Source organism: Adlercreutzia sp. (genome assembly GCF_056795635.1).
The window spans coordinates 186,560-207,781 of the sequence record NZ_JBQIIT010000004.1 but is presented as its reverse complement, the minus strand read 5'-3'; the positions used below and the strand labels follow the sequence as shown (position 1 = coordinate 207,781).

The 21,222-nt window shown below is 64.3% G+C and carries 16 protein-coding genes, 1 tRNA gene and 1 pseudogene; 11 read left to right on the top strand and 7 right to left on the bottom strand.

Annotated features, from left to right (window positions below):
• The first annotated feature begins 246 nt into the window (after positions 1-246).
• Both ACTOXK_RS04090 and ACTOXK_RS04085 read left to right on the top strand, forming a co-directional pair.
• Positions 247-322 (top strand) — tRNA-Thr (locus tag ACTOXK_RS04090).
• A 63-nt stretch (positions 323-385) separates the two neighbouring features.
• On the top strand, positions 386-3,046 hold the full coding sequence (locus tag ACTOXK_RS04085) for an excinuclease ABC subunit UvrA (protein ID WP_482277609.1): 2,661 nt from the start codon (positions 386-388) through the stop codon (positions 3,044-3,046).
• A 40-nt stretch (positions 3,047-3,086) separates the two neighbouring features.
• Here ACTOXK_RS04085 and ACTOXK_RS04080 read toward each other — a convergent pair whose 3' ends face one another.
• Entirely contained in the window at positions 3,087-4,559 is a 1,473-nt protein-coding gene (locus tag ACTOXK_RS04080; protein ID WP_482277608.1) for a LuxR C-terminal-related transcriptional regulator, read from the bottom strand.
• Between the two features lie 226 nt (positions 4,560-4,785).
• On the opposite strand from ACTOXK_RS04080, the gene ACTOXK_RS04075 reads away from it, so the two are divergent.
• The 4 genes from ACTOXK_RS04075 (at position 4,786) to ACTOXK_RS04060 (ending at position 9,264) form a co-directional block, all read left to right on the top strand.
• The gene (locus tag ACTOXK_RS04075) at positions 4,786-5,403 is read left to right on the top strand and encodes a hypothetical protein (protein WP_482277607.1); all 618 of its coding nucleotides are present in this window, start codon (positions 4,786-4,788) and stop codon (positions 5,401-5,403) included.
• Positions 5,404-5,502: 99 nt separating this feature from the next.
• Entirely contained in the window at positions 5,503-7,095 is a 1,593-nt protein-coding gene (locus ACTOXK_RS04070; protein WP_482277606.1) for an FAD-dependent oxidoreductase, read from the top strand.
• 230 nt (positions 7,096-7,325) lie between these two features.
• Complete coding sequence (locus ACTOXK_RS04065) at positions 7,326-8,498, top strand: iron-containing alcohol dehydrogenase (RefSeq protein ID WP_482277605.1); 1,173 nt, start codon at positions 7,326-7,328, stop codon at positions 8,496-8,498.
• A gap of 400 nt (positions 8,499-8,898) precedes the next feature.
• Positions 8,899-9,264: a DUF488 domain-containing protein gene (locus ACTOXK_RS04060; RefSeq protein ID WP_482277604.1), complete on the top strand. Its 366-nt coding sequence runs from the start codon at positions 8,899-8,901 to the stop codon at positions 9,262-9,264.
• A gap of 38 nt (positions 9,265-9,302) precedes the next feature.
• Here the strand turns inward: ACTOXK_RS04060 and ACTOXK_RS04055 are convergent, their stop codons facing one another.
• The gene (locus ACTOXK_RS04055; protein ID WP_482277617.1) at positions 9,303-10,685 is read right to left on the bottom strand and encodes a uracil-xanthine permease family protein; all 1,383 of its coding nucleotides are present in this window, start codon (positions 10,683-10,685) and stop codon (positions 9,303-9,305) included.
• Between the two features lie 309 nt (positions 10,686-10,994).
• Positions 10,995-12,017, bottom strand: coding sequence for a VanZ family protein (locus ACTOXK_RS04050; RefSeq protein WP_482277603.1), 1,023 nt, complete (start codon positions 12,015-12,017; stop codon positions 10,995-10,997).
• Positions 12,018-12,275: 258 nt separating this feature from the next.
• Here ACTOXK_RS04050 and ACTOXK_RS04045 point away from each other — a divergent pair, with 258 nt between their 5' ends.
• The gene (locus ACTOXK_RS04045) at positions 12,276-12,866 is read left to right on the top strand and encodes an LOG family protein (RefSeq protein WP_482277602.1); all 591 of its coding nucleotides are present in this window, start codon (positions 12,276-12,278) and stop codon (positions 12,864-12,866) included.
• 6 nt (positions 12,867-12,872) lie between these two features.
• Here ACTOXK_RS04045 and ACTOXK_RS04040 read toward each other — a convergent pair whose 3' ends face one another.
• Both ACTOXK_RS04040 and ACTOXK_RS04035 read right to left on the bottom strand, forming a co-directional pair.
• The gene (locus ACTOXK_RS04040) at positions 12,873-14,300 is read right to left on the bottom strand and encodes a GGDEF domain-containing protein (RefSeq protein ID WP_482277601.1); all 1,428 of its coding nucleotides are present in this window, start codon (positions 14,298-14,300) and stop codon (positions 12,873-12,875) included.
• 275 nt (positions 14,301-14,575) lie between these two features.
• Entirely contained in the window at positions 14,576-14,890 is a 315-nt protein-coding gene (locus ACTOXK_RS04035) for a thioredoxin family protein (RefSeq protein WP_482279329.1), read from the bottom strand.
• Between the two features lie 418 nt (positions 14,891-15,308).
• On the opposite strand from ACTOXK_RS04035, the gene ACTOXK_RS04030 reads away from it, so the two are divergent.
• On the top strand, positions 15,309-16,697 hold the full coding sequence (locus ACTOXK_RS04030) for an MFS transporter (RefSeq protein WP_482277599.1): 1,389 nt from the start codon (positions 15,309-15,311) through the stop codon (positions 16,695-16,697).
• Between the two features lie 206 nt (positions 16,698-16,903).
• Complete coding sequence (locus ACTOXK_RS04025) at positions 16,904-18,073, top strand: ATP-binding protein (protein WP_482277598.1); 1,170 nt, start codon at positions 16,904-16,906, stop codon at positions 18,071-18,073.
• A gap of 409 nt (positions 18,074-18,482) precedes the next feature.
• Here ACTOXK_RS04025 and ACTOXK_RS04020 read toward each other — a convergent pair whose 3' ends face one another.
• Both ACTOXK_RS04020 and ACTOXK_RS04015 read right to left on the bottom strand, forming a co-directional pair.
• Positions 18,483-18,701, bottom strand: coding sequence for a hypothetical protein (locus tag ACTOXK_RS04020; RefSeq protein WP_482277597.1), 219 nt, complete (start codon positions 18,699-18,701; stop codon positions 18,483-18,485).
• Between the two features lie 42 nt (positions 18,702-18,743).
• Positions 18,744-19,253 carry a hypothetical protein gene (locus ACTOXK_RS04015; protein ID WP_482277596.1) on the bottom strand — a complete coding sequence of 170 codons (510 nt, stop codon included), beginning with the start codon at positions 19,251-19,253 and terminating at the stop codon, positions 18,744-18,746.
• Between the two features lie 266 nt (positions 19,254-19,519).
• Between ACTOXK_RS04015 and ACTOXK_RS04010 the strand changes: the two genes are divergently transcribed.
• Both ACTOXK_RS04010 and ACTOXK_RS04005 read left to right on the top strand, forming a co-directional pair.
• Complete coding sequence (locus tag ACTOXK_RS04010; RefSeq protein ID WP_482277595.1) at positions 19,520-19,996, top strand: helix-turn-helix domain-containing protein; 477 nt, start codon at positions 19,520-19,522, stop codon at positions 19,994-19,996.
• Between the two features lie 342 nt (positions 19,997-20,338).
• Positions 20,339-20,980 (top strand): annotated as a pseudogene (locus ACTOXK_RS04005) (IS256 family transposase); the annotation flags it as partial.
• Positions 20,981-21,222 lie beyond the last annotated feature (242 nt).

Here is a 21,222-nt window from a genome sequence, read left to right as displayed (position 1 = left end):
GCGAGTGGGCGCCGCGTCCAGCCCCCGGCGACCCAGCCGCGCAACGCCGCACCCAGTTCCCCTCCCAACAACCCCACGGCAACCCCGCACCTGAGGAACCTCGCTCTTCCCGATAGCCGCGCGTTTTGGCTCCGCAGCCCGGCGCCGCAGCCACGCGAATGCCCGCACGAAGAATTCACCGTTCCCGCGCTTGCGAAGACGCGCCCTGTTCGCTATACTGGATAGCCGCTTCGCAAGAAGCACTTCGCCAACGTGGCTCAGCTGGTAGAGCAACGCACTCGTAATGCGTAGGTCAGCGGTTCGAATCCGCTCGTTGGCTCCAGAACTTGAAAGCGCCCTGCATCTCGCAGGGCGCTTTGCATATCTCGCGCGAGAATCGAGTCCCATGGAACACGTCGAAGCCCCCACCACCGTGCCCCTCACCTTCACCGAGCCGACGGCCATTGAGGTGCGTGGGGCGCGGGTGCACAACTTGCGGAACCTCAGCCTGAACGTGCCGCTGCGACAGCTCGTGGGCATCGCAGGCGTGTCGGGCTCGGGAAAGAGCTCGCTGGCCCTCGGCGTGCTGTACGCGGAAGGATCGCGCCGCTACCTGGAAGCACTGTCCACCTACACGCGGCGGCGCATCGCCCAGGCGGGCCGCGCCGAGGTGGACGAGGTGCTGCACGTGCCGGCCGCCCTGGCCCTACGACAGCGACCGGACACGCCCGGCGTCCATTCCACCTTCGGCACCTCCACCGAGCTGTTGAACTACCTGCGGCTCATGGTCTCGCGCCTCGGCGCGCACTGCTGCCCCAACGGCCACCGCAACGGGCCGACCCTGAACGTGGCGGCCGAGCAACCCATCACCTGCTCTGCCTGCGGCGTGGAATTCTACGGCCCCTCGGCCGAGGATTTGGCCTTCAACAGCGGGGGCGCCTGTCCCACCTGCGGAGGCGCCGGCGTCGTGCGCGACATTGACGAGAGCACCCTGGTACCCGACCCCACCCTCAGCCTGGAGGAGGGCGCCGTAGCCCCATGGCGGCAGCTCATGTGGTCGCTCATGCCCCAGGTAGCCCGCGAAATGGGCGTGCGCACCGACGTGCCCTTCCAGGACCTCACCGACGCCGAGAAGGACATCGTGCTGCACGGCCCCATGGAGAAGCGCCACATCCTGTATGTGCCCAAGAACAAGGACCACGCCACCGAGCTGGACTTCACCTTCTACAGCGCCGTGAACACCGTGAAGAACGCCCTGGCCAAGGCGAAGGACGAGAAGGGCATGGCGCGGGTGGCGAAGTTCCTCGTGGAGGCCCGCTGCCCCGATTGCCACGGCACGCGCCTGTCGGCGCCGGCCCGGGAAAGCCAGATCGACGGTCTGAACCTCGCCCAGATCACCGCTTTCACCCTGGACGAGCTGCGGGACTGGCTGCCCACGGTGGCCCCCTGGCTGCCAGCCGACATGCGCCCCATGGCCGACGCCATCACCAGTGAAATGGCCGAGCCCATTCAGCGCCTGGAGCAGCTCGGCCTGGGATACCTCACCCTCGATCGCGCCAGCGAGACCCTCTCCAACGGCGAGCGCCAGCGCGTGGCCCTCACCCGCGCCGTGCGCAGCCGCACCACCGGCGTGCTCTACGTGCTGGACGAGCCCTCCATCGGGCTGCACCCCGCCAACGTGGAGGGGCTCCTCGGTGTCATGGATGACCTGCTGGCCGACGGGAACTCCGTCGTGATGGTGGATCACGACGTGGCCGTGCTGCGCCACGCGAACCACCTCATCGAGATTGGGCCCGGCTCGGGAGCCGACGGCGGCCGCATCATCGCCCAGGGGCCGGTGGCCACGGTGGAGGCGAACCCGGCCAGCCGCATCGGGCCTTTCCTGGCCGGCACCGCAAAGGTGCGGGTGCGCACCCCCGTTGCCGCGCCGCACCTGTTCGACGAAGGCTCCATCCGTCTGACCATGGACGGGCTCCACACGGTGAAGCCCCTGGAAGTAGCCATTCCCCAAGGGCGTCTCACCTGCATCACCGGCGTATCCGGCTCGGGGAAGACCACGCTCGTGCTGGAGAGCCTCGTCGTGGCCCTGAAGGCGGCCCTGGCCGGACAGCCCCTGCCCGGTCACGTGCTGGACGTGGAAGCGCCCGGCATCGCCCGGGTCGATCTGGTGGATGCCACCCCCATCGGCGTGAACGTGCGCTCCACCGTGGGCACCTACTCCGGGGTGCTGGACGACCTGCGCCGCGCCTTCGCAAAGCTGCCCGAGGCCCAGGCCGCGGGCCTCAAGGCCGGCGATTTCTCCTACAACACCGGGTCTTTGCGCTGTCCCACCTGCGACGGCACGGGACAGATCTCCTTGGACGTGCAGTTCCTTCCCGACGTGGACATCCCCTGCCCCGACTGCCGCGGCAGCCGCTACGGCCGAGCCGCCGACGCCATCCAGATGGCCGTTGATGACTACCCGAACAGCGGCGCGGCGGCCGGTGCCAACGCAGACCCCGGCAGTTCCTCCGGCGAAACATCCCCCGCGGGCACGGCCGCCGACGCCATCCAGATGGAAGTAGAGGGGGAAGGCGCCGTGGCCACCCTGTCGCTGCCCGAGCTGCTGTCGCTCACCGTGGACCAGGCCGCCACGGCGCTCGCGTCCCAGAAGAAGGTGCGCGCCAAGTTGGAAACCCTGCGCGACCTGGGCTTGGGCTATCTCACCTTGGGCGAAGCCACCCCGGCCCTGTCGGGCGGCGAGGCCCAGCGCCTGAAGCTGGCCAGCGAGGTGCGCCGCGACCAGAGCGACACGCTCTTCATCTTCGACGAGCCCACCATCGGGCTGCACCCGCTTGACGTGGCCACCCTTATCGCCGTGCTGCAGAGCCTCGTGGAGCAGGGCGCCACCGTGGTGGTCATCGAGCACGACCTGGACATGATCGCCAACGCCGACTACCTCATCGACATGGGCCCCGGCGGCGGCGAGGCTGGCGGCCGCATCGTCGCCACGGGCACCCCGGCCCAGGTGGCCGCCAACCCGGAAAGCATCACCGGCCGCTACCTAGCCCGCGAACTGGAAGGCTAGCGGCCCACGGGTCAGCACGACCCGCAACCACCGAGTTTGCTCACGGCCGGCCGCCGGCCGAAGGGCGCTCCTTATCGGGGGCCATATTCTCCAGCAAATCGAGAAGCTCCTGGCGCGAGTGAATCTTCAGCTTCTGGTAGATGTGGCTCGTGTGGGTGTTCACTGTGTTCATGGACAGGTGCAGCTCCTCGCAGATGCGCGGGGCCGAGCGCCCCTTCGCCACGAGCCGCAGCACATCGGACTCCCGCCGCGACAGGTTGCCCACGCGCACGAGGCGGTCGCAGCGCTCCTCCACCGTCTCCCCGCTCGGCGCGGGCCCGTCGGCGGCCACGAAGGCCGGGGCGTAGGAACGGTCGGTGAACACGAACGAGTAGATGGCCACCACGAGCAGCCCAAGAGCCACGGAGATGAGCCCCAGCAGGTCGGGCACCGCGGGCGCCAGCACCGAGTAGGCGTTGAAGCCCCCGAAGCCGAGCAGCAGGTCGAGGGAGAAGGTGATGCGCGTCAGCGCGTACACCAGCAAGGGCGACGTGCGATAGCGCTGGCAGAAGTTGAAGGCCAGGATCATGATCATGATCTTGAAGAGGAAGGCCCCGAAACTGGCGATGCCGTACATGACATCGGGGCAGTGGCCCCCGTAGGGCATGAGCAGCACCGCCGCCATGGTCAGCAGGAAGGAGATGCGGTAGACCAAAGACATCTTGCGGCTCCGGTCGGCGATGATGACCACGAGCACCGTGGAGCAGGCCACCTTGGCCACCAGCAGCACGAGATTGAGGCTTCCCGAGTAAAAGGCCAGGTCGGTGCCTTCCAAATAGTAGTTGCGCATGAACTCGTCCACGAAGCTGACAAAGAAGATGCTGGCGCACAGCAGCGCCAGGACGCGCCGCGGCTTGCTCCGGCGCGGCGGCAGGGTGGGCTCTCCCACGAAATCGGCCGTCTCCGGCCGGCGGTTGAGAAGGAGGGCCGAGAGGAGCGGCAGGGCGCAGGCGACGGCCACCATGATCCACGGACTCACCTCCGGCAGATAGGCCACCGCCGTCAGCACGTACATGAAAAGGTTGTTCGCCACCACGCCGAGTACGAAGCCGATGAGATCCCCCAGCTTGCAGAAGGCCTGGTACCAGCCGACGAACAGCCACCCCGAGGCAATGCCGGTCAAAAGACCGGCGAACACCTGGAGCGCCCCGTCGAGCCCCGTGCTGCCTGCCGAGAACGGAATGGCCAGGGTGCCCACGCTCGCGCAGAGGGCCACGGCCCGCACGCTCCACGGCCGCTCGAGCCAGGCCTCGCTCGCCTTAGGGAACGCCAGCGCGGGCCCAAGCGACACCACGCAGGCCACGAGCGATATCTCGTAGACGCTCACCGACGAGTTCTCAGGGAACAGCTGCGGCGCGAAGAAGCACAGGCTCAGCCATACCTGGCACAGCGCGAATCCCACCATCATGGGAAAATTGGCCCGGCTCAGCTCCGCCATGAACCGCGATTGCAGCGATGCGCCCCTCTTCTCCATCCCGACCCGCTCCCCTTCCCTGCTCTTCCGCCTCACTAGAAACTAGTGAGAACGGTTCCGACCCTTCGAAAACCCCTCGTAGAAGCCCCAGAACAGCGGTGGTTCTCGATGACTTCCCTCAATTTCACGCCTTTGCCCCGATGACAGCGGCGGAGCCCTTTTCCTACCATCGGCCCATCGTTTACGGAGGAAGCGAAACGAACGGAACATCGAAGAAGGAGGAAGGATGAAGCCCATCAAGCGTCTGCGCAAGCCCCTTGCAGCCCTTGCCGTTGTGGCGGCCATCATTATAGCGGCAGGATGCTCGCCGCAAGGGGAAGAACCGAAAACCGCCGAGGGGCCAGACCCCGCCGAGCAAACCGCCGCGGCAGACCCGGCGTCCGATTGGTCCCTGGCCACCGACTGCACCACCTGCCACAGCACCGAGGCCGCGACGACGACCGAGGCCTCCCTGGGGGCGGGAGCCCACGCCACGGCGGCCGGAACCGACTGCGCCACCTGCCACAGCGACGAGGCGGCCCTCGCCACGGTGCACCAGGGCGCCGACGCCACGGGCGCCATGCCCCAGAAGCTGCGCAAGACCAGCGTGGAGGCCCAGACCTGCCAGGCGGCCGGCTGCCACGACCTGAGCACCGAGGAGATGCTCGCCCTGACGGCCGACGTCACCGACCTCACCGATTCCAAGGGTACTACGGTGAACCCCCACGAGGTCATGGGCCTTACCCCCGGCCACGGCGACATCGCCTGCAGCGACTGCCACGGCATGCACCGGGAAACCGCCGCGGCCGACACCTGCGTGGGCTGCCACCACGCCGGCGTCTACGAGTGCAACACCTGCCACTAGGCACCGCCCGCGCCAAGCCCCTCGCCGGGGCGCACCAATCCAGGGCCTGACGCATCCGCCGATGCGCTGCCATACACCATCAGAAGGAAGGGAACCATCATGGAACAGACACGCCGCGATTTCATCAAGGGCGCCAGCATCGTCGCCGCCGGGGCCGCCGCCCTGGCCGGCATGACCAGCCTGTCGGGCTGCAGCACCCAGGAATTGGCCGACACGGGGACGGCCGAGGCGAAGCACACCTGCGATGTGGTCATCGCCGGTGCCGGCATCGGCGGCTTGGCCGCCGCCGTCAGCGCGGCCGAGCAGGGAGCGAGCGTCATCCTCGTGGAGGCCTCCCAGGCCGTGGGCGGCACGAGCCGCTTCGCGGCGGGCGCCTTCGGGCCGCGCTTCGGCGCCGCCTGGGAAGAGGCCTACGCCAAGGCCCCTATGTCCGACCCCGAGCTGGGCAAGCTCGTCTGCGACAACTGGGCCCCGTACCTGGAGTGGATCGGCGGCCTGGGCCTGGCCACCGAGGAGCTGGCCCCGGGCAGCCCCTACGTGTGGATGGGCGGCAAGCGCCCGGCCGAGGAGGGCTCGAAGAGCTACACCGACGAGTACCTCCAGCAGTTCGGCGAGATCTTCACGGCCAAGGGCGGCACGACCCTGCTCGGCACCCGCGCCGTGGACCTGGTCGTGGATGAGACCGGCACGGTCACGGGCCTGGTGGCCGAGGACGCCGAGGGCCCCTTCACCATTGCGGCCAAGGCCGTGATCCTGGCCACGGGCGGCTGGCAGTGCGACAAGGAGATGTGCACCCACTACATCGGCCGCCACGCCGATTTGGGCCAGGCCCAGTGCGTCCCCTACCTGGACGGCGCGGGCATCAAGATGGCCGTGAAGGCGGGCGCCCAGCTCTCCCGCAGCTTCGGCTCCTTCTACGGCCACCCCCAGCCTTGGCCGACCACCTACCTGAACGGCATCGACACCCCCGAGGGCTACGAGGCCCTCACCAACATCGACGACGCCCACGTGCTCTACTACGGCACCACCGAGCACTCCATCCAGGGCATGGGCGTGTACGTGAACGTGGGCGGCAAGCGCTTCGTCAACGAGGGGCTCGGCTCGTCCCTCGTGAACCAGGAGGTCATGCAGCAGCCCATGGCCCGGGCCTACCTCATCCTGGACGAGGCCGTGCGCAACCTCATCCGCGAGACTCCCTTCTGCAACGCCGCCGTCATCGGCGGGGACCGCATCGACGCCATGATCGAGCGCGGCATGACCGTCGTGCAGGCGGACAGCCTGGAAGAGCTGGGCGCGAAGATCGTGGCCGAGACCGCCGACGGCGTGAGCTTCAACGCCCGGAACATGGTGGAGACCGTAAACGCCTACAACGAGGCCGCCGCTGCGGGCACGGCCGATCAGCTGGAAGTGCCCCACCTCGGCACGGTGCCGGCCATGGCGCTCACCACGGCCCCCTTCTACGCCATTCCCGTGGTCGGCGGCATCATGGCTACCTTCGGCGGCCTGAAGATCAACACCGACACCCAGGTCATGGGCACGAACGCCCAGCCCATCGCCGGCCTGTACGCGGTGCCCGGCGCCGCCGGCGGCATCATGAACGGCGACTACTGGTGCGTCATGAGCGGTTACTCGGTGCTCGGCCGCCTCTCCGGCGAAGTAGCCTGCGCCTACGCCCAGGGTGCTGAAGCCTAAGCCTCCCAGGGTCGGCGACGGTGCGGGGCATCCCTCCCACCTCCGCACCGCGGCCCTTCCTCCCCTTTTAGCGCGGCCCGCTCGTTCGGTGGGCCGCGCCGTCGTGGGCGAATTCTTCCGAGCCCCGGGTGCCCGGCGGCGCTCCGAGCACTATACTGGCCCTGGGCGCCTCGTGCGTGGGGCCGCGCGTTGGCGGCCGGTGCGGGTGCTTTGCGATGGAAAGGATTCCCATGGAGAACTTCGAGTTCGTCTCCCCGACCCATTTCGTCTTCGGCCGCGGCGTTGAGAACGAGGTGGGCACGAAGCTGGCAGCAGCCGGCGCCAAGCGCGTCCTCGTGCACTTCGGCGGCGAGAGCGCCCGGCGCAGCGGCCTGATCGACCGCGTGAGTGCATCGCTGGACGCGGCGGGCATCGAGCATTTGGAACTGGGCGGCGTGCGCCCGAACCCCGAGATCACCCTGGTGCGCGAGGGCGTGGCTCTCTGCAAGGAGGCCGGCGTCGACTGGATTCTGGCCGTGGGCGGCGGTTCGGTCATCGATTCCGCCAAGGCCATCGCCAACGGTGCCTGTGTCGATTGCGACGTGTGGGAGCTCTTCGAAACCAAGGCCCTCGATCACGCCGTGCTCCCCATCGCCGTCGTGCTCACCATTCCGGCCGCTGGCAGCGAGGCCTCCAAGAACACGGTGATCTCCAACGACGAGCTCGGCCGAAAGACCGGCTACGCCAACAACGCCCAGCGCCCGAAATTCGCCTTCATGAACCCCGAGCTCACCTTCACCCTGCCCCCCTTCCAAACGGCCGCGGGGCTCACCGACATGTACTGCCACCTGTTGGAACGCTTCTTCGACGACTACGGCGCCGTGCCCGTGACCGACAACCTGAATCTGTCGCTCATGAACACCATCCGCGCCGAGGCACCCCGCGTGCTGGCCGACCCCGAGAACTACGATGCCCGGGCCAACATCATGTGGGCGGGCATGCTCTGCCACCAGGGCATCGCCGGCGTGGGCCGTCACGAGGACTGGGCCACCCACGGGCTTGAACACGAACTGTCGGCCCTGGACCCGGCCATCACCCACGGCGCGGGCCTAGCGGTCATGTTCCCCGCCTGGATGGAGTACGTACACGGCGAGAACCCGGCCCGCTTCGCCTTCTACGGCCAGGCGGTCTTCGGCCTCACCCCCACCGGCGACGTAGAGGCCGACGCCCTGTCGGCCATCGACGAGACCCGCAGCTTCTTCGCGAGCCTGGGCATGCCCACCACCCTGGCCGAGTTGGGTGTGGAAGAGGGCGACATCGAGAAGATGCTGCCTACTCTGGCCCAGAACAAGGGCGTGCCCTTCGGCAGTTTCAAGAAACTGACCCTGGAGGACGCCGCGAACATCTACCGCCTGGCGCTGTAGGGCGCCGTCGCACAACGTCGCCGAGCGAGGCGCGGTGGATCGGTTTTCGAGCCGATTCCGCCGCGCCTCTCGATTTAAAGCCCTCCTTGTCGAGGGCACTTTTCGATTTTCTGGACAAAAAGGCTTCGAGTGAGCTGTGCTGAGGCCCTTAGGGGCAATATCGCAGACCTCAGTAAACGAAATTCGTTAAGTTCGAGCTCATTCTGAAGACAAGCAACGCCCAAGCTCCATCGAAGAGCTCGCTCGAAGCCTTTTTGTCCAGAAGATACGGAAGTGCTCGCCTGCCCCTTCCATAACAAGAGGAGGGCGGTTTGCTTACAGGCTCCACAGGGCGATGCCGCACGACTGGGCGCGCGCGATAATCGGAGCTGAACCACCAGCATCTCAAGGAGGCGCACCCATGGAAATCCAGATCAAACGCGTGTACGAGCCCTACGAGGAAAGCGACGGCTACCGGGTGCTCGTCGATCGGCTCTGGCCCCGCGGCCTGACCAAGGCCCGCGTGCACTACGACGAGTGGGCGAAGTTCCTCGCTCCTTCAACGGAGCTGCGCAAGGCCTTCGGTCACGACCCGGCCCATTGGAACGCCTTTCAACAGCAGTACGTGGAGGAGTTGAACGCCAACCCCGAGGCATTGGCCTTCGCGAAGAAGCTGGCGGGCCCGGAAATGGCCTCCTACCCGCGCGTCACCCTGCTCTATGCGGCTCGCAACGAGCAGGAGAACGAAGCCGTAGTGCTCCAGAAATGGCTACCGGCGCACGCATAGGAACGCGCCGGGCGCCCCATGCGTGCGCGCCGGGCAGCCTACTTCTCCGCGATAGGCAAGTTCGTGACCTCGGCTTCCAGAGGTAGGGGCACGTCGTCGGCCTCGGCCTCGGCAGCCAGGCCCCCGTCCCAGCCCTCTTCCTTCCCCGGCAGGATGATGTTCAGCAGAATGCCCACAACCGAGCCCACGGCCAGACCCGACAGGGCCACGGTCACACCGCCCACCTCGAAGACGATGGCTCCGGCGGTGCTGGAGGCGATGCCGAGGGACAGCACCAGGATGAGCGCCGTGATGAGCACGTTGCGGCTCATCATGAAGTCCACGTGGTTTTCCACCAGATTGCGGATGCCCACGGCCGAAATCATACCGTAGAGCACCAGCGACACGCCGCCGATGACGCAGGCCGGCATGCAGGAGATGATGGCCGCGAACTTCGGGCAGAAGGAGAACAGGATGGCGAAGCAGGCGGCGATGCGCACCACGCGCGGATCGAACACGCGGGTGAGGGCCAGCACGCCGGTGTTCTCGCCGTAGGTGGTGTTGGCCGGCGCGCCGAACAGCGATGCCACAATGGTGGCCAGGCCGTCGCCGAGCAGCGTGCGGTGCAGGCCGGGCTCGGCGATGAAGTTGCGGTTGCAGGTGGAGCTGATGGCCGACATGTCGCCGATATGCTCGATGATGGTGGCGAAGGCCAAGGGCATGATGGTGATGATGGCCGTGATGGCCAGGCCCGTATCGAACCCAGGGCCGAACAGGGAGAACACCGTGTTGTCCCACAGCACCGGCAGGCCGATCCAGGCGGCGTCGGCTACGGGCTGGAAATCCACGACGCCGGCGAAGGCGGCGGCCACATAGGAGCCGATCACGCCAAGCAGGATGGGGATGATGCGGATCATGCCGCGACCCCAAATGTTGCTGATGACGATGATGGCGATGGCCACGAGGGCCACGGGCCAGTTCGTCTCGCAGTTCGCGATGGCCGAGGGGGCCAGAATGAGACCGATGCAGATGACGATGGGACCGGTGACCACGGGCGGGAAGAAGCCCATGATGCGCTGGGGCCCGAACACCTTGAACAGGGCGGAAATCACCAGGTACAGCAAGCCCGCGCAGGCCACACCGAGGCAGGCGTAGGGCAAAAGCGCCGCCTCGCCGTTCGGCGCGATGGCCGCGTAGCCGGCGATGAACGCGAAGGAGGAGCCGAGGAACGCCGGCACCTTCCCCTTGGCCAGGAAGTGGAACAGCAGCGTGCCCAAGCCGGCGAACAGCAGGGTCGCCGACACCGACAGCCCCGTGAGCGTCGGCACCAGAATGGTGGCGCCGAACATGGCGAACATGTGCTGGAGGCCGAAGATGGTCATCTTCGGCAGGCCGAGGGTGCGTCCGTCGTAGACAGCGTCTTCGGCATCGGGGGCGCCCATGGTGGGCACGGTCTTGGTATCGCTCACGGAAACCTCGAATCGTCGCGTCGGGCAGAGGGCTGGCCGGGAAGCGCCACGACCGGTGCCGTGACCGCCTTCCCCAGGCCGCCGCCCATTATGGCACGGCCCCCGTTGCCGACGAGTTTCGCATCCGCGCACGGCGTAGGCGCCCCGCAAGCTGCGATGCACCTGCACAAAAAGGGGCCGCCTCAGCCCTTGAGCAGAACGTCCGGGCAATCTCCGGTTCAAATCCCTTCAACAGCGGGTATCGCCACAAAGGCCCCAAGGATCGTCGGCCCCCACGCGAGCCTAGGGGATGAGATCGTAGGGCATCTCCCGTTTCACCAGGTAGAACAGCAGCAGGAAGGGAATGAGCCACGGCCATTCCCAGAGCACGGCGACCAAGGTGGCGGCGCGGGCGGCGTAGAACAGTGCGCGGTGGCCCGGGGTGCGCGGGTGCGTCTCGAAGGTCATGCGCACGAAGGAACCGCCCGGGGTAGAGCCCCCGTGGCGCCAGGGAATGACCAGCTCGACCATGACGAGAGCCGCCACGGCGCTGCCGTCGATGACGAGGGCGGCCGTCTGGCCGGCCGTAAGCCCCGGCAACGCTGGCTGGCCCCACCCGGCGAATTCCATACCCAGAGCCACCGCGCTGTAGGGCACCACGGCCACGAGCCACACGATGGCCAGGTCGATCCACAGGGCCACGCAGCGGCGCACGAAACCGGGGCGATCGGTGGGCTCAGCGTCGGCGAGCTTCCCCGGGGGAACGACGCGCCCCAGCAACGCCGCACAGAGCCAGCCCAGGGCCGCACCGAGGGTGTTCGTGAGGACGTCGTCCACATCGCAGCAGCGGTAGGCGTAGGGGTAGAGCCCGAAGAGCCCCGTCAGCTGCGCCGTTTCCACAAGCACCGACGTAGCCAGGCCGAGCAGCACCGTCGCGGCGAAGCGCAACCGCAGCAGGCGGCCGCCGATGAATCCCAGGGGCATGAAGAACACGACGTTGAAGACGAGTTGGAATACGGCCCGCAGGCCGTCCTTGGCGATGTCGTTCACAAAGTTCAGCGGGTTGAAGTTAGGGGCTACGCCGCGCGTTATGCCCAGGCCCGTATCGCCCGAGGGTAGCGGGTACAGTGTGAAGCAGCCGATGCCGACGACGTAGAGCACCGTGAGGTAGGCCCCCACGAAGGTGCCGAAGCGCAGGCGTCCATCCCGATGGTATAGGTAGGCCAGAATGGGCAGGGTGAGCATGAGCGATGCCAGAGGCCACAGCAAGAGAGCGGCGGCGAAGTTCTCACTGTAGTTTCCCAGAAAATGCTTGATGGCACCCATGGCCCTCCCTTTCTCGTCGCGTCTCTCCCTGGGCGAGGATGCCAGCATAACGCGGGCGGCACCATTGCGCAGCAAAGGTGACGGCAAAGTAAGGGAAGTGATCGGAAGCCGTAAGAGACCGCAACGGCGCGGCGCCTCGCCCACCCCGAGCGGCCCCAAGCACGGCGACGGCGCGGCGCCCCGTTTGCCCCGAGCGGCCATCGGTGCTATGCTTCTGGATTCTCCGACCAGCCCAAACACACCGAGGAGGAGAGTTTCATGAACATTACCGTGTACTGCGGTTCCAACTTCGGCGACAACCCGCATTTTGAAGAAGCCGCCCATGAGCTGGGCGCCCTCATCGCCCGCGCTGGGCACACCCTCGTCTACGGGGGCAGCTCCGTGGGCCTCATGGGTGCCGTGTCCCGGGCCGCCATCGAGGGCGGGGCGCCCGTTATCGGCGTGGAGCCGGCGTTCTTCATCGAGGCCGGCGTGGCCCAGCACGACCTGACCGAGCTCATCGTGTGCGACACCATGGGCGAGCGCAAGGCGAAGATGATCGAGCTGGGCGACGCATTCGTGGCCCTGCCCGGCGGCGTGGGCACCTTGGAGGAAATCACGGAGATCTTCACCCGCGTGCGCTTGGATATGGGGCCCCACGAGTGCTTCCTGCTGAACGTTGACGGGTTCTACGACCCGCTCCACGCATTTTTGCAGTCGATGGTCGAGCACCGCTTTTTCGACCAGTGCGACCTTGATCGCTGCCATTTCCCCCGATCGGTGGAGGCGTTGGCGCATCTTCTGGCCACTGCTGACGAGCGCCCCCTCGAGCGATGCGACGGCCCCCTGCTGCTGCAGAAGGCGGGTTAGGGGAAGCTAACCGACGACCGTGAGGCGATAGCGGGCCTTCCCCGCTTCCTTGGCCTGATAGAGCGTGCTGTCAGCCACGGCAAAGAGCGCCTCAAAGGGCATGGGCGGCGTGAGGCAGCAGGCGGCTCCGATACTGATGCTGGGCGCCGCGTGGCACTGGGAGGCCCGGGCGGCCCGCACCGGCTCGTCGGTGGCCCGCTGGGCCGCAAAGGGACCGCGGGCCAAGTGCTCCAGCACCCGATCGGTGGCCGGGCCCGAGGCCAAACCGGGCGCGAAGATGAGGAACTCGTCGCCTCCGATGCGGGCCACGATATCCTCTTTGCGCATCACCTGGCTCAGGAACTGGGCCAGCTCCTTCAGCACGGCATCACCCTCAAGATGGCCGTAGGTGTCGTTCACTTCCTTGAAATCGTCCACATCCACCACGATGAGAGTGCAGGGGCGGTTCTCGTTGGCCAGGGCCGTCTCGATGCGATCGAGGGCCGCGGCGCGGTTGTAGAGCCCCGTGAGCCCGTCGCGCTCGGCCTTGCGGCGGAACTGGCTCTCGCGCAGCGCAGCCTCGTTGGTGTCGAGCAGCCGGCCCACATGGCGCTGGGGGCTGCCGTCCTCGTTGTAGAGCACCACGGACTGATAGCGGTACCACACCGGCTCACCATGGGGGCCGGGTGTCGAAGTCTCGAAATCTACCAGGGAGTTCTCGCCGATCTGTTCCATGAGCGGCGAGAGATCGTGAGCCGTGATGGCCAGCTGGCAGGGCTTCTGGCACCGGCGATGCACGACGAAATCGCCCTGTTCGGGAGTGCGGCCGAAGCGACCCTCGAAATCGCCGTAGACATGGGCCTCCCCCGTGGCGCACTCGATATCGAAGAGCACATCGTTGGACAGGGCCGTGATAATCTCGAGCCGCTCGTTGGCCCGGCGCAGCTGCTCCTCATCGTTTACCTGGTCGGTAATGTCCATCACCGTCACGTAGAACCAGCGCCGCCCTTCAGCATCTTCCACAAGCTGGCCCCAGTCCTCCACCCAACGCAGGGCCCCATCGGCGCGACGGATGCGGTAGCGCACGTGGTCTTCGTTGCTCGCCGAGGTCTGCTCCGCAATCTCGCGCTGCACGCGATCGCGATCCTCCTCGTAAACGAGTCCCGAGAACGTGTTGCCCGTCAGCGCCTCGAAGGCCGCAACGTCTTTGCAGCCGAACAGGTGCAGCAGACCGGCATTGGCGCAGTCGAGGGTGTCGTTCCCCTCGGCGGGATAGCGGAACATGCCGCCGGGAAAGCGATCGAGGAATTCCTGAGATACCTGGGCTTCGGCCACGGCCACATCGGCCTTGGCCTCGGCGGCCTCTGCGGCCTGGTGGGCCTCAGCGATCTCCAGGCGCCTCTCGGCGTCGTCACGTTCTTTCCCATGATGGAAGATATGGTGGAAAGAAACCATGCGAACTCCCTCGTCCTCGGCTTTCGTGCCTCAGTCGAAATTGCGGCGATTGCGACACGGGATATCCTTGCATGATAGCACTACCACCTGCCGTAGTTCCCTTAAAAGATAACGCGGCGCTATTCCCCTGGCGACTGCCCGCGCGCCCCCTCATCCCTGCGGTTGGAATATGCGCCCCTCCATGCCGAGCCACCAGGCCGCTGCCCCATCGTCGTCAGCGCACAGGCACACCAGCGCCCGAAACGTCCCCGCCATCTCGCGAGTGTGCCACCGGGCTAGGCATCCCCCTCGGCCAGCAGCTCTTCGATGCGCACGGCGGGTACGGCGCCGACGATCTCCCCTACGGGCACGCCGTCGCGAAAGAGCACGAAAGTAGGGACGCTGACCACGTTGAAGGCCCAAGCGATATCGGGGTTCGCCGCCGCATCCAGCTTGGCGAAGCGCACGGTGGGATGGCGCGCCGCCATCCCTTCCAGCACCGGCTCCATCATGCGGCACGGCCCACACCCCGGACTCCAGAAATCCACCAGCACCAGGCCTGACGCCTCGGTCACCAGCTCATCGAAGTTCGCTTTCGTCAATGTCACCATGGTGCGCACCCTTTCTTCACGGGCACCCTCTTGTCGCTTGCACGACCCAGTATAGCGGGCCGACACTCTGCGCCAGCGCGAGGAGCCCGAGCCGTAGACGGTTTGACAGACGACAAATACTCTCGTACACTGGGCGGGCTTTGGAATCTATTGAGGTGGGTGTTTTGATGGCCGGAAGGTTCGTAATCTAATAGCTTGGCAGCGAAGCAGTGGTGATGGGGCACAACGTTTTGTCGCGCCATTTCTTCGCGTTCCGCGCAGCGAGGCATGATGCCCAGCCGTCGCTTCGCATTCCGCAACTTCCCGTTGCGACGACTTTGCCACCTGAAATAGGTGGCGCAACCCCTTCCGCAACCCCATGCTGAGTGCTACTCGGATCATTTCGCTGCGCTCAGCCCTACCCCGCAAGGAGATTCCCATGACCGAACGTTCCCCGCACGCCCCTGAGATCGTCGACGACCCCTCCGTGAACGCCGGCGACGGCACCCCGACCGCTTCCAGCGCCCCGCCCGCTCCCGACGCCGACATCGCCCCCGGCGCCGCCACAACTAAGGCCGCCGCCCCCAGCGCCACCGCGCCCCTGAGCGCGGCCGGACTGCCGCTGCCGAAGAACTGGCTAGCCATCATCGCGTTCATCTGGGCTGGCCAGGCCGTATCCATGATCACCAGCTACGCCGCCGGCTACGCGGTGGTGTGGTACGTCACCGAGAGCACCGGCAGCGCACTCATGCTGGCCATCATGAACATCTGCGTGATGCTGCCCATCGGGCTCGTATCGCCCTTCGGCGGCATCGTGGCCGACAAGCACAACCGCAAGATCATCATGATTGTCGCCGACGGGGCCGTGGGCCTCATCTCGCTGGTGGCAGCCCTGCTCATTCTGGCCGGCGACGTGTCTATCCCGCTGCTTGTGGTGGTGTGCATGGGCCGCGCCGTGGGCCAGGCCTTCCACGGACCGGCCATGATGGCCGCCATGCCCATGCTCGTGCCCGACAAGCACCTGCTGCGCATCAACACCCTCGACCAGCTGCTGGCCTCGGTGGCCGCTATCGGCGCCCCGGCCTTCGGCATCTTCCTGTACACCACCCTCGGGTTCTCCTCGGTGATGTTCCTCGATTTCGCCGGCGCCTGTGTGGCCATCCTCGGCCTCGCCCTGGCGAAGATCCCCACCGTGGTGGATGCCACTGCCGCCCAGCAGCACGTGCTGGCGAACCTGCGCGACGGCTGGCGGGCCATCGCGCAAACGCGCGGCCTGGTGCTGCTCATCGGCGGCGTGACCGCAGGGATGATGATCTTCGGGCCGATGTCGGCGGTGTTCCCGCTCATGACCTACGACCACTTCGGCGGCGACGGCTACATGGCATCGCTCACCGAGGCGGCCTTCGGCGTGGGCATGCTCGTGGGCTCGGGCATTCTCATGGCCTGGGGCGGCGGCAAGCGCCTGGCCGGGCTCATCGCCGTGGCCTGCGTGGTCGTGGGCGTCGCCACCGCTGCCTGCGGCCTTTTGCCCGCCGACGGCTTCCCCGCCTTCTTGGCCTTCGTGGTGGTCATGGCCGTGGCCTGCGCCTGGTTCAACGGGCCCACCATGACGCTCACCCAGCGTCATGTGGCCGACGAGAAGATGGGCCGCGCCATGGGCCTGCTCACAGCCGCCATGGGTCTAGCCACCCCCATCGGCGTGGCCATCGGCGGCATACTGGCCGAGTGGATCGGCATCGCCCCCTTCTTCCTGGTAGACGGCCTGGCCTGCCTCGCCCTAGGCCTGGTGCTGTACCTCCCGAAATCAGTACGCGCATTGGATGCTTAGGGAACCCTGACCCAGCGCCGCTGCCACCTCCAACTCACCCTGTAGGGGCGGCCTTCAGCCCGCCCGCCTCCAGCCTGCCGTCATCCCACGTTCCAGACCACCCGCTATCCTCCAATAGGGCCCCATCATTCGCATACCTGCACTCAATAAGTGCAGGTATGATATAATTTCTGCACTCATTGAGTGCACTATTCGAAGGGTTTGCTATGGAACGCCTCTATGAAACTATGCATCGCCTGCTCGAGAACACAACGAGCAATTTCCACCGATACATCTACGACCGCATAAACTGGGACAACCGCATGCTCGGCCTCGTCGGACCCCGGGGCGTCGGCAAAACCACACTCTTCTTGCAGCACATTAAGCACACCGGCCAAACCGATCAGGCGCTCTTCGCGTCGGCCGACAACCTGTATTTCTCCAATCACACCCTTTTCGACACGGCCGAGGCTTTCAGCAAGAGCGGCGGCGCGTTCCTCTATTTCGACGAGATTCACAAATATGAGGGATGGTCCCGCGAGCTGAAAGCCATCTACGACTCGTTCCCCGACATGCACGTGTACTTCACAGGCTCGTCGATCCTCGATATCGAGCGCGGCGAGGCGGACCTCAGCCGCCGGGCACCGAAGTACCACCTGCAGGGCCTCTCCTTCCGTGAATTCCTCGCCATGCGCCACGGTATAGAGGTCCAGCCCTTCTCCCTGGAGGATATCATCGAACACCAGACCTCCATTCCCGGGGTAGTCCACCCCCTGTCCTACTTTCGGGAATACCTCATCGGTGGCTATTACCCCTTCGGGCAAGACCCCGACTTCCCCATCGAGCTCGCCCAGGTCATCAACCGTACGCTAGAAGTAGATATTCCTCAGTTCGCGAACATGAACGCCTCAACAGGTCGCAAGCTGCGCAAGCTCATGGCCCTTGTCAGCACGCTTGCCCCCTTCAAACCCAGCATGGCAAAGCTAGCCAGCCAGATCGGAGCCAGCCGAAACAACCTGGAGGACTATCTTTTGTTCATCGAGAAAGCCGGCATGACTGCCCAGCTGCGCGAGTCCTCGTCGAGTATCAACGGCCTGGGGAAGGTCGAGAAAGTCTACCTGGACAACACGAACATCCTTTACAACTTAAGTGACGGCGCACCAGATGTCGGCACCGTTCGCGAGACGTTCTTCTTCAACCAGATGCGCGTCAACCAGAATGTTTTCAGCTCGCCGATCTCCGACTTCCAAATCGGAGATGCCACCTTCGAAGTAGGAGGCAGAAGCAAGAGCGCAAAGCAGATTCGCGATGCGGTGCGGGGCTTCGTCGTGAAGGATGACATCGAATACGGCCACGGCAACGTCATCCCCTTGTGGGCCTTCGGGCTGAATTACTGAGAGCACTTTGCCATCAGCCTCTATTGGATTGACGATGGCGTCCACTAATATTCATGGCATCATGCCTTTTACCCCATCGCACGCACTGGCCAACGACGGAGAATCTACTCGAGGAAATCCCCACCTCCCTCGAATGCATGGCGAAACGCAAAAAAGAGGACATTATTCCAACCAATAATATATGAAGCTTATTAATTATTGATCGTAGAGCATCGTCTCAATGCCGCGTTGCGGAAAGTTGCTTGCTGCTCGAAACGAGACATGTGTCACTGCGTTTTTATGGTCGAATATGAACCATTAGCATACATTTCAAAGTCTTTAAGCTGGTCGATACGGCACAAGACGCCGCTCCGAGCAGAAAGGAACGTCGTCTTGTGCTTGGCGGGTAATATAGAGGCTGCTTTACTTCCTACAGATAATCGTTGAGCCATTCTGGGAGATCGGGATCGTCCACATTCCAAGACTCGATGAGCTCCTCTTCCTCATCCCAGGTGTTCTCATCTCCGTTGAAGAACTTCCGCCGATGACACTTGTACTTCTTGACGACATCGCCTTCAAGACGATACTCGTTCCAATAGTAGTTCTGCTTGCCGTAGCCCTTCCACTCGTTCGTAGTGTAGATAACCATTTCAAACCTCCTAAGCAAATTGAGCATTACCGATTCTCCGAATTATTTCTTTATCGTCGGCACTTTGATTCGCCCGCTAGCGCCAAGTCCGACAAGGACGACTGCCCCAAGCACCGCAAGAGCCCTTACACCCATGTGCAAAACATTGATGCCGTGCTTCTGATTTCCTTCATGAAGCCGAAGGATCATCTCCTGCATCTTGCAGATGCCGTCCACAATTAGCTTGAGATCCTCAGACGAGAGATCGTCCCTTCCTAGTCTCGAATTAAGCTGGTCGAGAGTTGTCTGGAGCGACGCTAGAATACGTTTGGACTCATCCGCATTAACGTCGAGCGCCTTGACCATCGTCTCCTTGTAATCGCTAGCCCACGATACTGCCGTTCTTGCCAAATCAGGGAACTGCTCCAAGGCTTTGAGAGCAACCTCAGGCTCCATTTGCGACATCATAGAGACGAACTCTATTGCTCCACTCTTGGTCATGCGACGAAAATCATCGATGCCCAGAATTTCCTTTACACGATCTTCCGACAGCAGGGTTTCCTTCTCTATCAATTTCTTCTCCTCCTCTACTCAAGCGACCACTCGAATACATCACTCCGATTTTTCTTGCGAAAGCCGGATGCCTTTTTGCTTTATCGATCAGGCGTAGTGAGGCTATCCTTTCTCTTGTGTCCATTGCCTGCCCTTCTCGCATTTGCTAACGTTCGGCTCTCTTGATGCTGTATATTTTCCTCTCGAAAGTTCTGAATGATTAGGGGTTGGAATTGCAGAAAAACAGGTTCGTTCCCGGTAATTTCTACACAAAATAGGAGAACTTTATGGGAAGACCGTCGAACAACCCCGACAAACTGTCCTTTCAGATAAAGCGCGAGGAGTTGGGTCTGTCACGCGAGCAGGCCGTAAAAAACATGAGCGGCATGTCTTACGATAGACTCGAAGGCATAGAGAACAGACGCATCGCAGCGACACCCGAAGACATCCTCCTGCTTGCAGAAAGGTACAACGACCCTTCTCTCTGCAACCAGTACTGTTCCGGACAATGTAGCATTGGACAGCGTTATGTGCCCGAGGTTAGAGTCGGCGAGCTGCCGAGCATCGTTCTTGGAATGATTGCCACACTTAACAATGTTGGAACCATGAAAGACAGGCTCATTTCCATAGCCGCTGATGGAGTAATCGACGAAACCGAGCGAGAGGACTTCGAGGCCATACAAACTCAGCTCGAGGAGCTATCTATCGCCGTAGAAGCGTTACAACTTTGGGTCGAAAAAACCCTAGGCACGGAGCAGCCCTAGCCTCATTCAGTTGTCGCCGCCTCATAAGAGAACAAGAAGATTTGAAGATTAATTTCACGTAATTCAACAAGCAGACATGGGTTAGCCGTCAGCAAATGAATCCTCGACCGTCTCTACTATCGCACGCGTTGCAGGGAGCCGTATGTGCGACCGGCCGGACTACCGATTCCCCTGTTCATCGCAGGCGCACCTTACGGGACGCCTATTCGCCGGGCAACTCATCCCAAACGGCGCTGGGTAACGTACAATCTCTTGCGCACTTTGTCAGCAGCATAGTCCAGATGCAGGAAAGACACGGCTCCGGCCTTCGGTATGATTTGAGTGTCGAATTCAATCATGCTCGAGAACGTGGCCGTGATGGTGGCCATCGGAGTGAACGACGACGGCTACCGCGAGGTGATAGGGGCGGCGGAGGGCTTCACCGAGTCGGCCGAGTGCTGGCGGGAGCTCCTGTCCCGGCTCAAGGGCCGCGGCCTGACGGGGGTGCGCATGTTCACCGGCGACAAGGCCGCCGCCATGACCGGCGCCATCGCCGAGGTGTTCCCGGACGCCGCCTACCAGAGGTGCACCGTGCACTTCTACCGCAACGTGCTCGCGAAGGTGCCGAAATCGAAGAGGGGCCGGGTGGCGGCCATGCTCAAGGCCATCCACGCCCAGGAGTCACTGGAGGCCAGCTCGGAGAAGGCCGGCGACGTCGCCGTCAAATTGGACGACATGAGGCTGGCGGCGGCCGCCAAGTGCGTCCGCGACGGCGTCGCGGAGACGCTGACCTACGCGCGCTTCCCCATGCGGCACTGGCGGCGCATCCGCACCAACAACGCCATAGAGCGGCTGAACCGCGAGATCCGCCGCCGCACGCGGGTGGTGGGCACGTTCCCCGACGGCAATAGCGCGCTCATGCTGGTGACGGCCAGACTCAAGTACGTGGCCGACAGCGAGTGGGGATCAAGGCGGTATCTGGACGTGTCGCTGCTGGACGAGTGACCATGCCGACGGCCGGCAGCCGCCTGCTGGAATTTGCGCAAGAGTCTGGACAGCACCGAGGCGCGCTTTAAAGCATTTACAGGACGACGGGGGTTGAAATAAATAGTCAACCCCAAAGCAGGCGCAAACCACACTGGAAGGACTCAGTTGACGTAAGAGCTGATTAAGAGATATTTGCCACCCTGCGTCTCGCTTGACCCCCTATCCATTGCTCGTCGCAAGTGCATTACACCAAAATCAAA

Bases quoted from the DNA above. Each gene is read 5' to 3' on its own strand.
- ACTOXK_RS04085 (WP_482277609.1), top strand. From the start codon at position 386: ATGGAACACGTCGAAGCCCCCACCACCGTGCCCCTCACCTTCACCGAG.
- ACTOXK_RS04080 (WP_482277608.1), bottom strand. From the start codon at position 4,559: ATGGAGAAGAGGGGCGCATCGCTGCAATCGCGGTTCATGGCGGAGCTG.
- ACTOXK_RS04075 (WP_482277607.1), top strand. From the start codon at position 4,786: ATGAAGCCCATCAAGCGTCTGCGCAAGCCCCTTGCAGCCCTTGCCGTT.
- ACTOXK_RS04070 (WP_482277606.1), top strand. From the start codon at position 5,503: ATGGAACAGACACGCCGCGATTTCATCAAGGGCGCCAGCATCGTCGCC.
- ACTOXK_RS04065 (WP_482277605.1), top strand. From the start codon at position 7,326: ATGGAGAACTTCGAGTTCGTCTCCCCGACCCATTTCGTCTTCGGCCGC.
- ACTOXK_RS04060 (WP_482277604.1), top strand. From the start codon at position 8,899: ATGGAAATCCAGATCAAACGCGTGTACGAGCCCTACGAGGAAAGCGAC.
- ACTOXK_RS04055 (WP_482277617.1), bottom strand. From the start codon at position 10,685: ATGGGCGCCCCCGATGCCGAAGACGCTGTCTACGACGGACGCACCCTC.
- ACTOXK_RS04050 (WP_482277603.1), bottom strand. From the start codon at position 12,017: ATGGGTGCCATCAAGCATTTTCTGGGAAACTACAGTGAGAACTTCGCC.
- ACTOXK_RS04045 (WP_482277602.1), top strand. From the start codon at position 12,276: ATGAACATTACCGTGTACTGCGGTTCCAACTTCGGCGACAACCCGCAT.
- ACTOXK_RS04040 (WP_482277601.1), bottom strand. From the start codon at position 14,300: ATGGTTTCTTTCCACCATATCTTCCATCATGGGAAAGAACGTGACGAC.
- ACTOXK_RS04035 (WP_482279329.1), bottom strand. From the start codon at position 14,890: ATGGTGACATTGACGAAAGCGAACTTCGATGAGCTGGTGACCGAGGCG.
- ACTOXK_RS04030 (WP_482277599.1), top strand. From the start codon at position 15,309: ATGACCGAACGTTCCCCGCACGCCCCTGAGATCGTCGACGACCCCTCC.
- ACTOXK_RS04025 (WP_482277598.1), top strand. From the start codon at position 16,904: ATGGAACGCCTCTATGAAACTATGCATCGCCTGCTCGAGAACACAACG.
- ACTOXK_RS04020 (WP_482277597.1), bottom strand. From the start codon at position 18,701: ATGGTTATCTACACTACGAACGAGTGGAAGGGCTACGGCAAGCAGAAC.
- ACTOXK_RS04010 (WP_482277595.1), top strand. From the start codon at position 19,520: ATGGGAAGACCGTCGAACAACCCCGACAAACTGTCCTTTCAGATAAAG.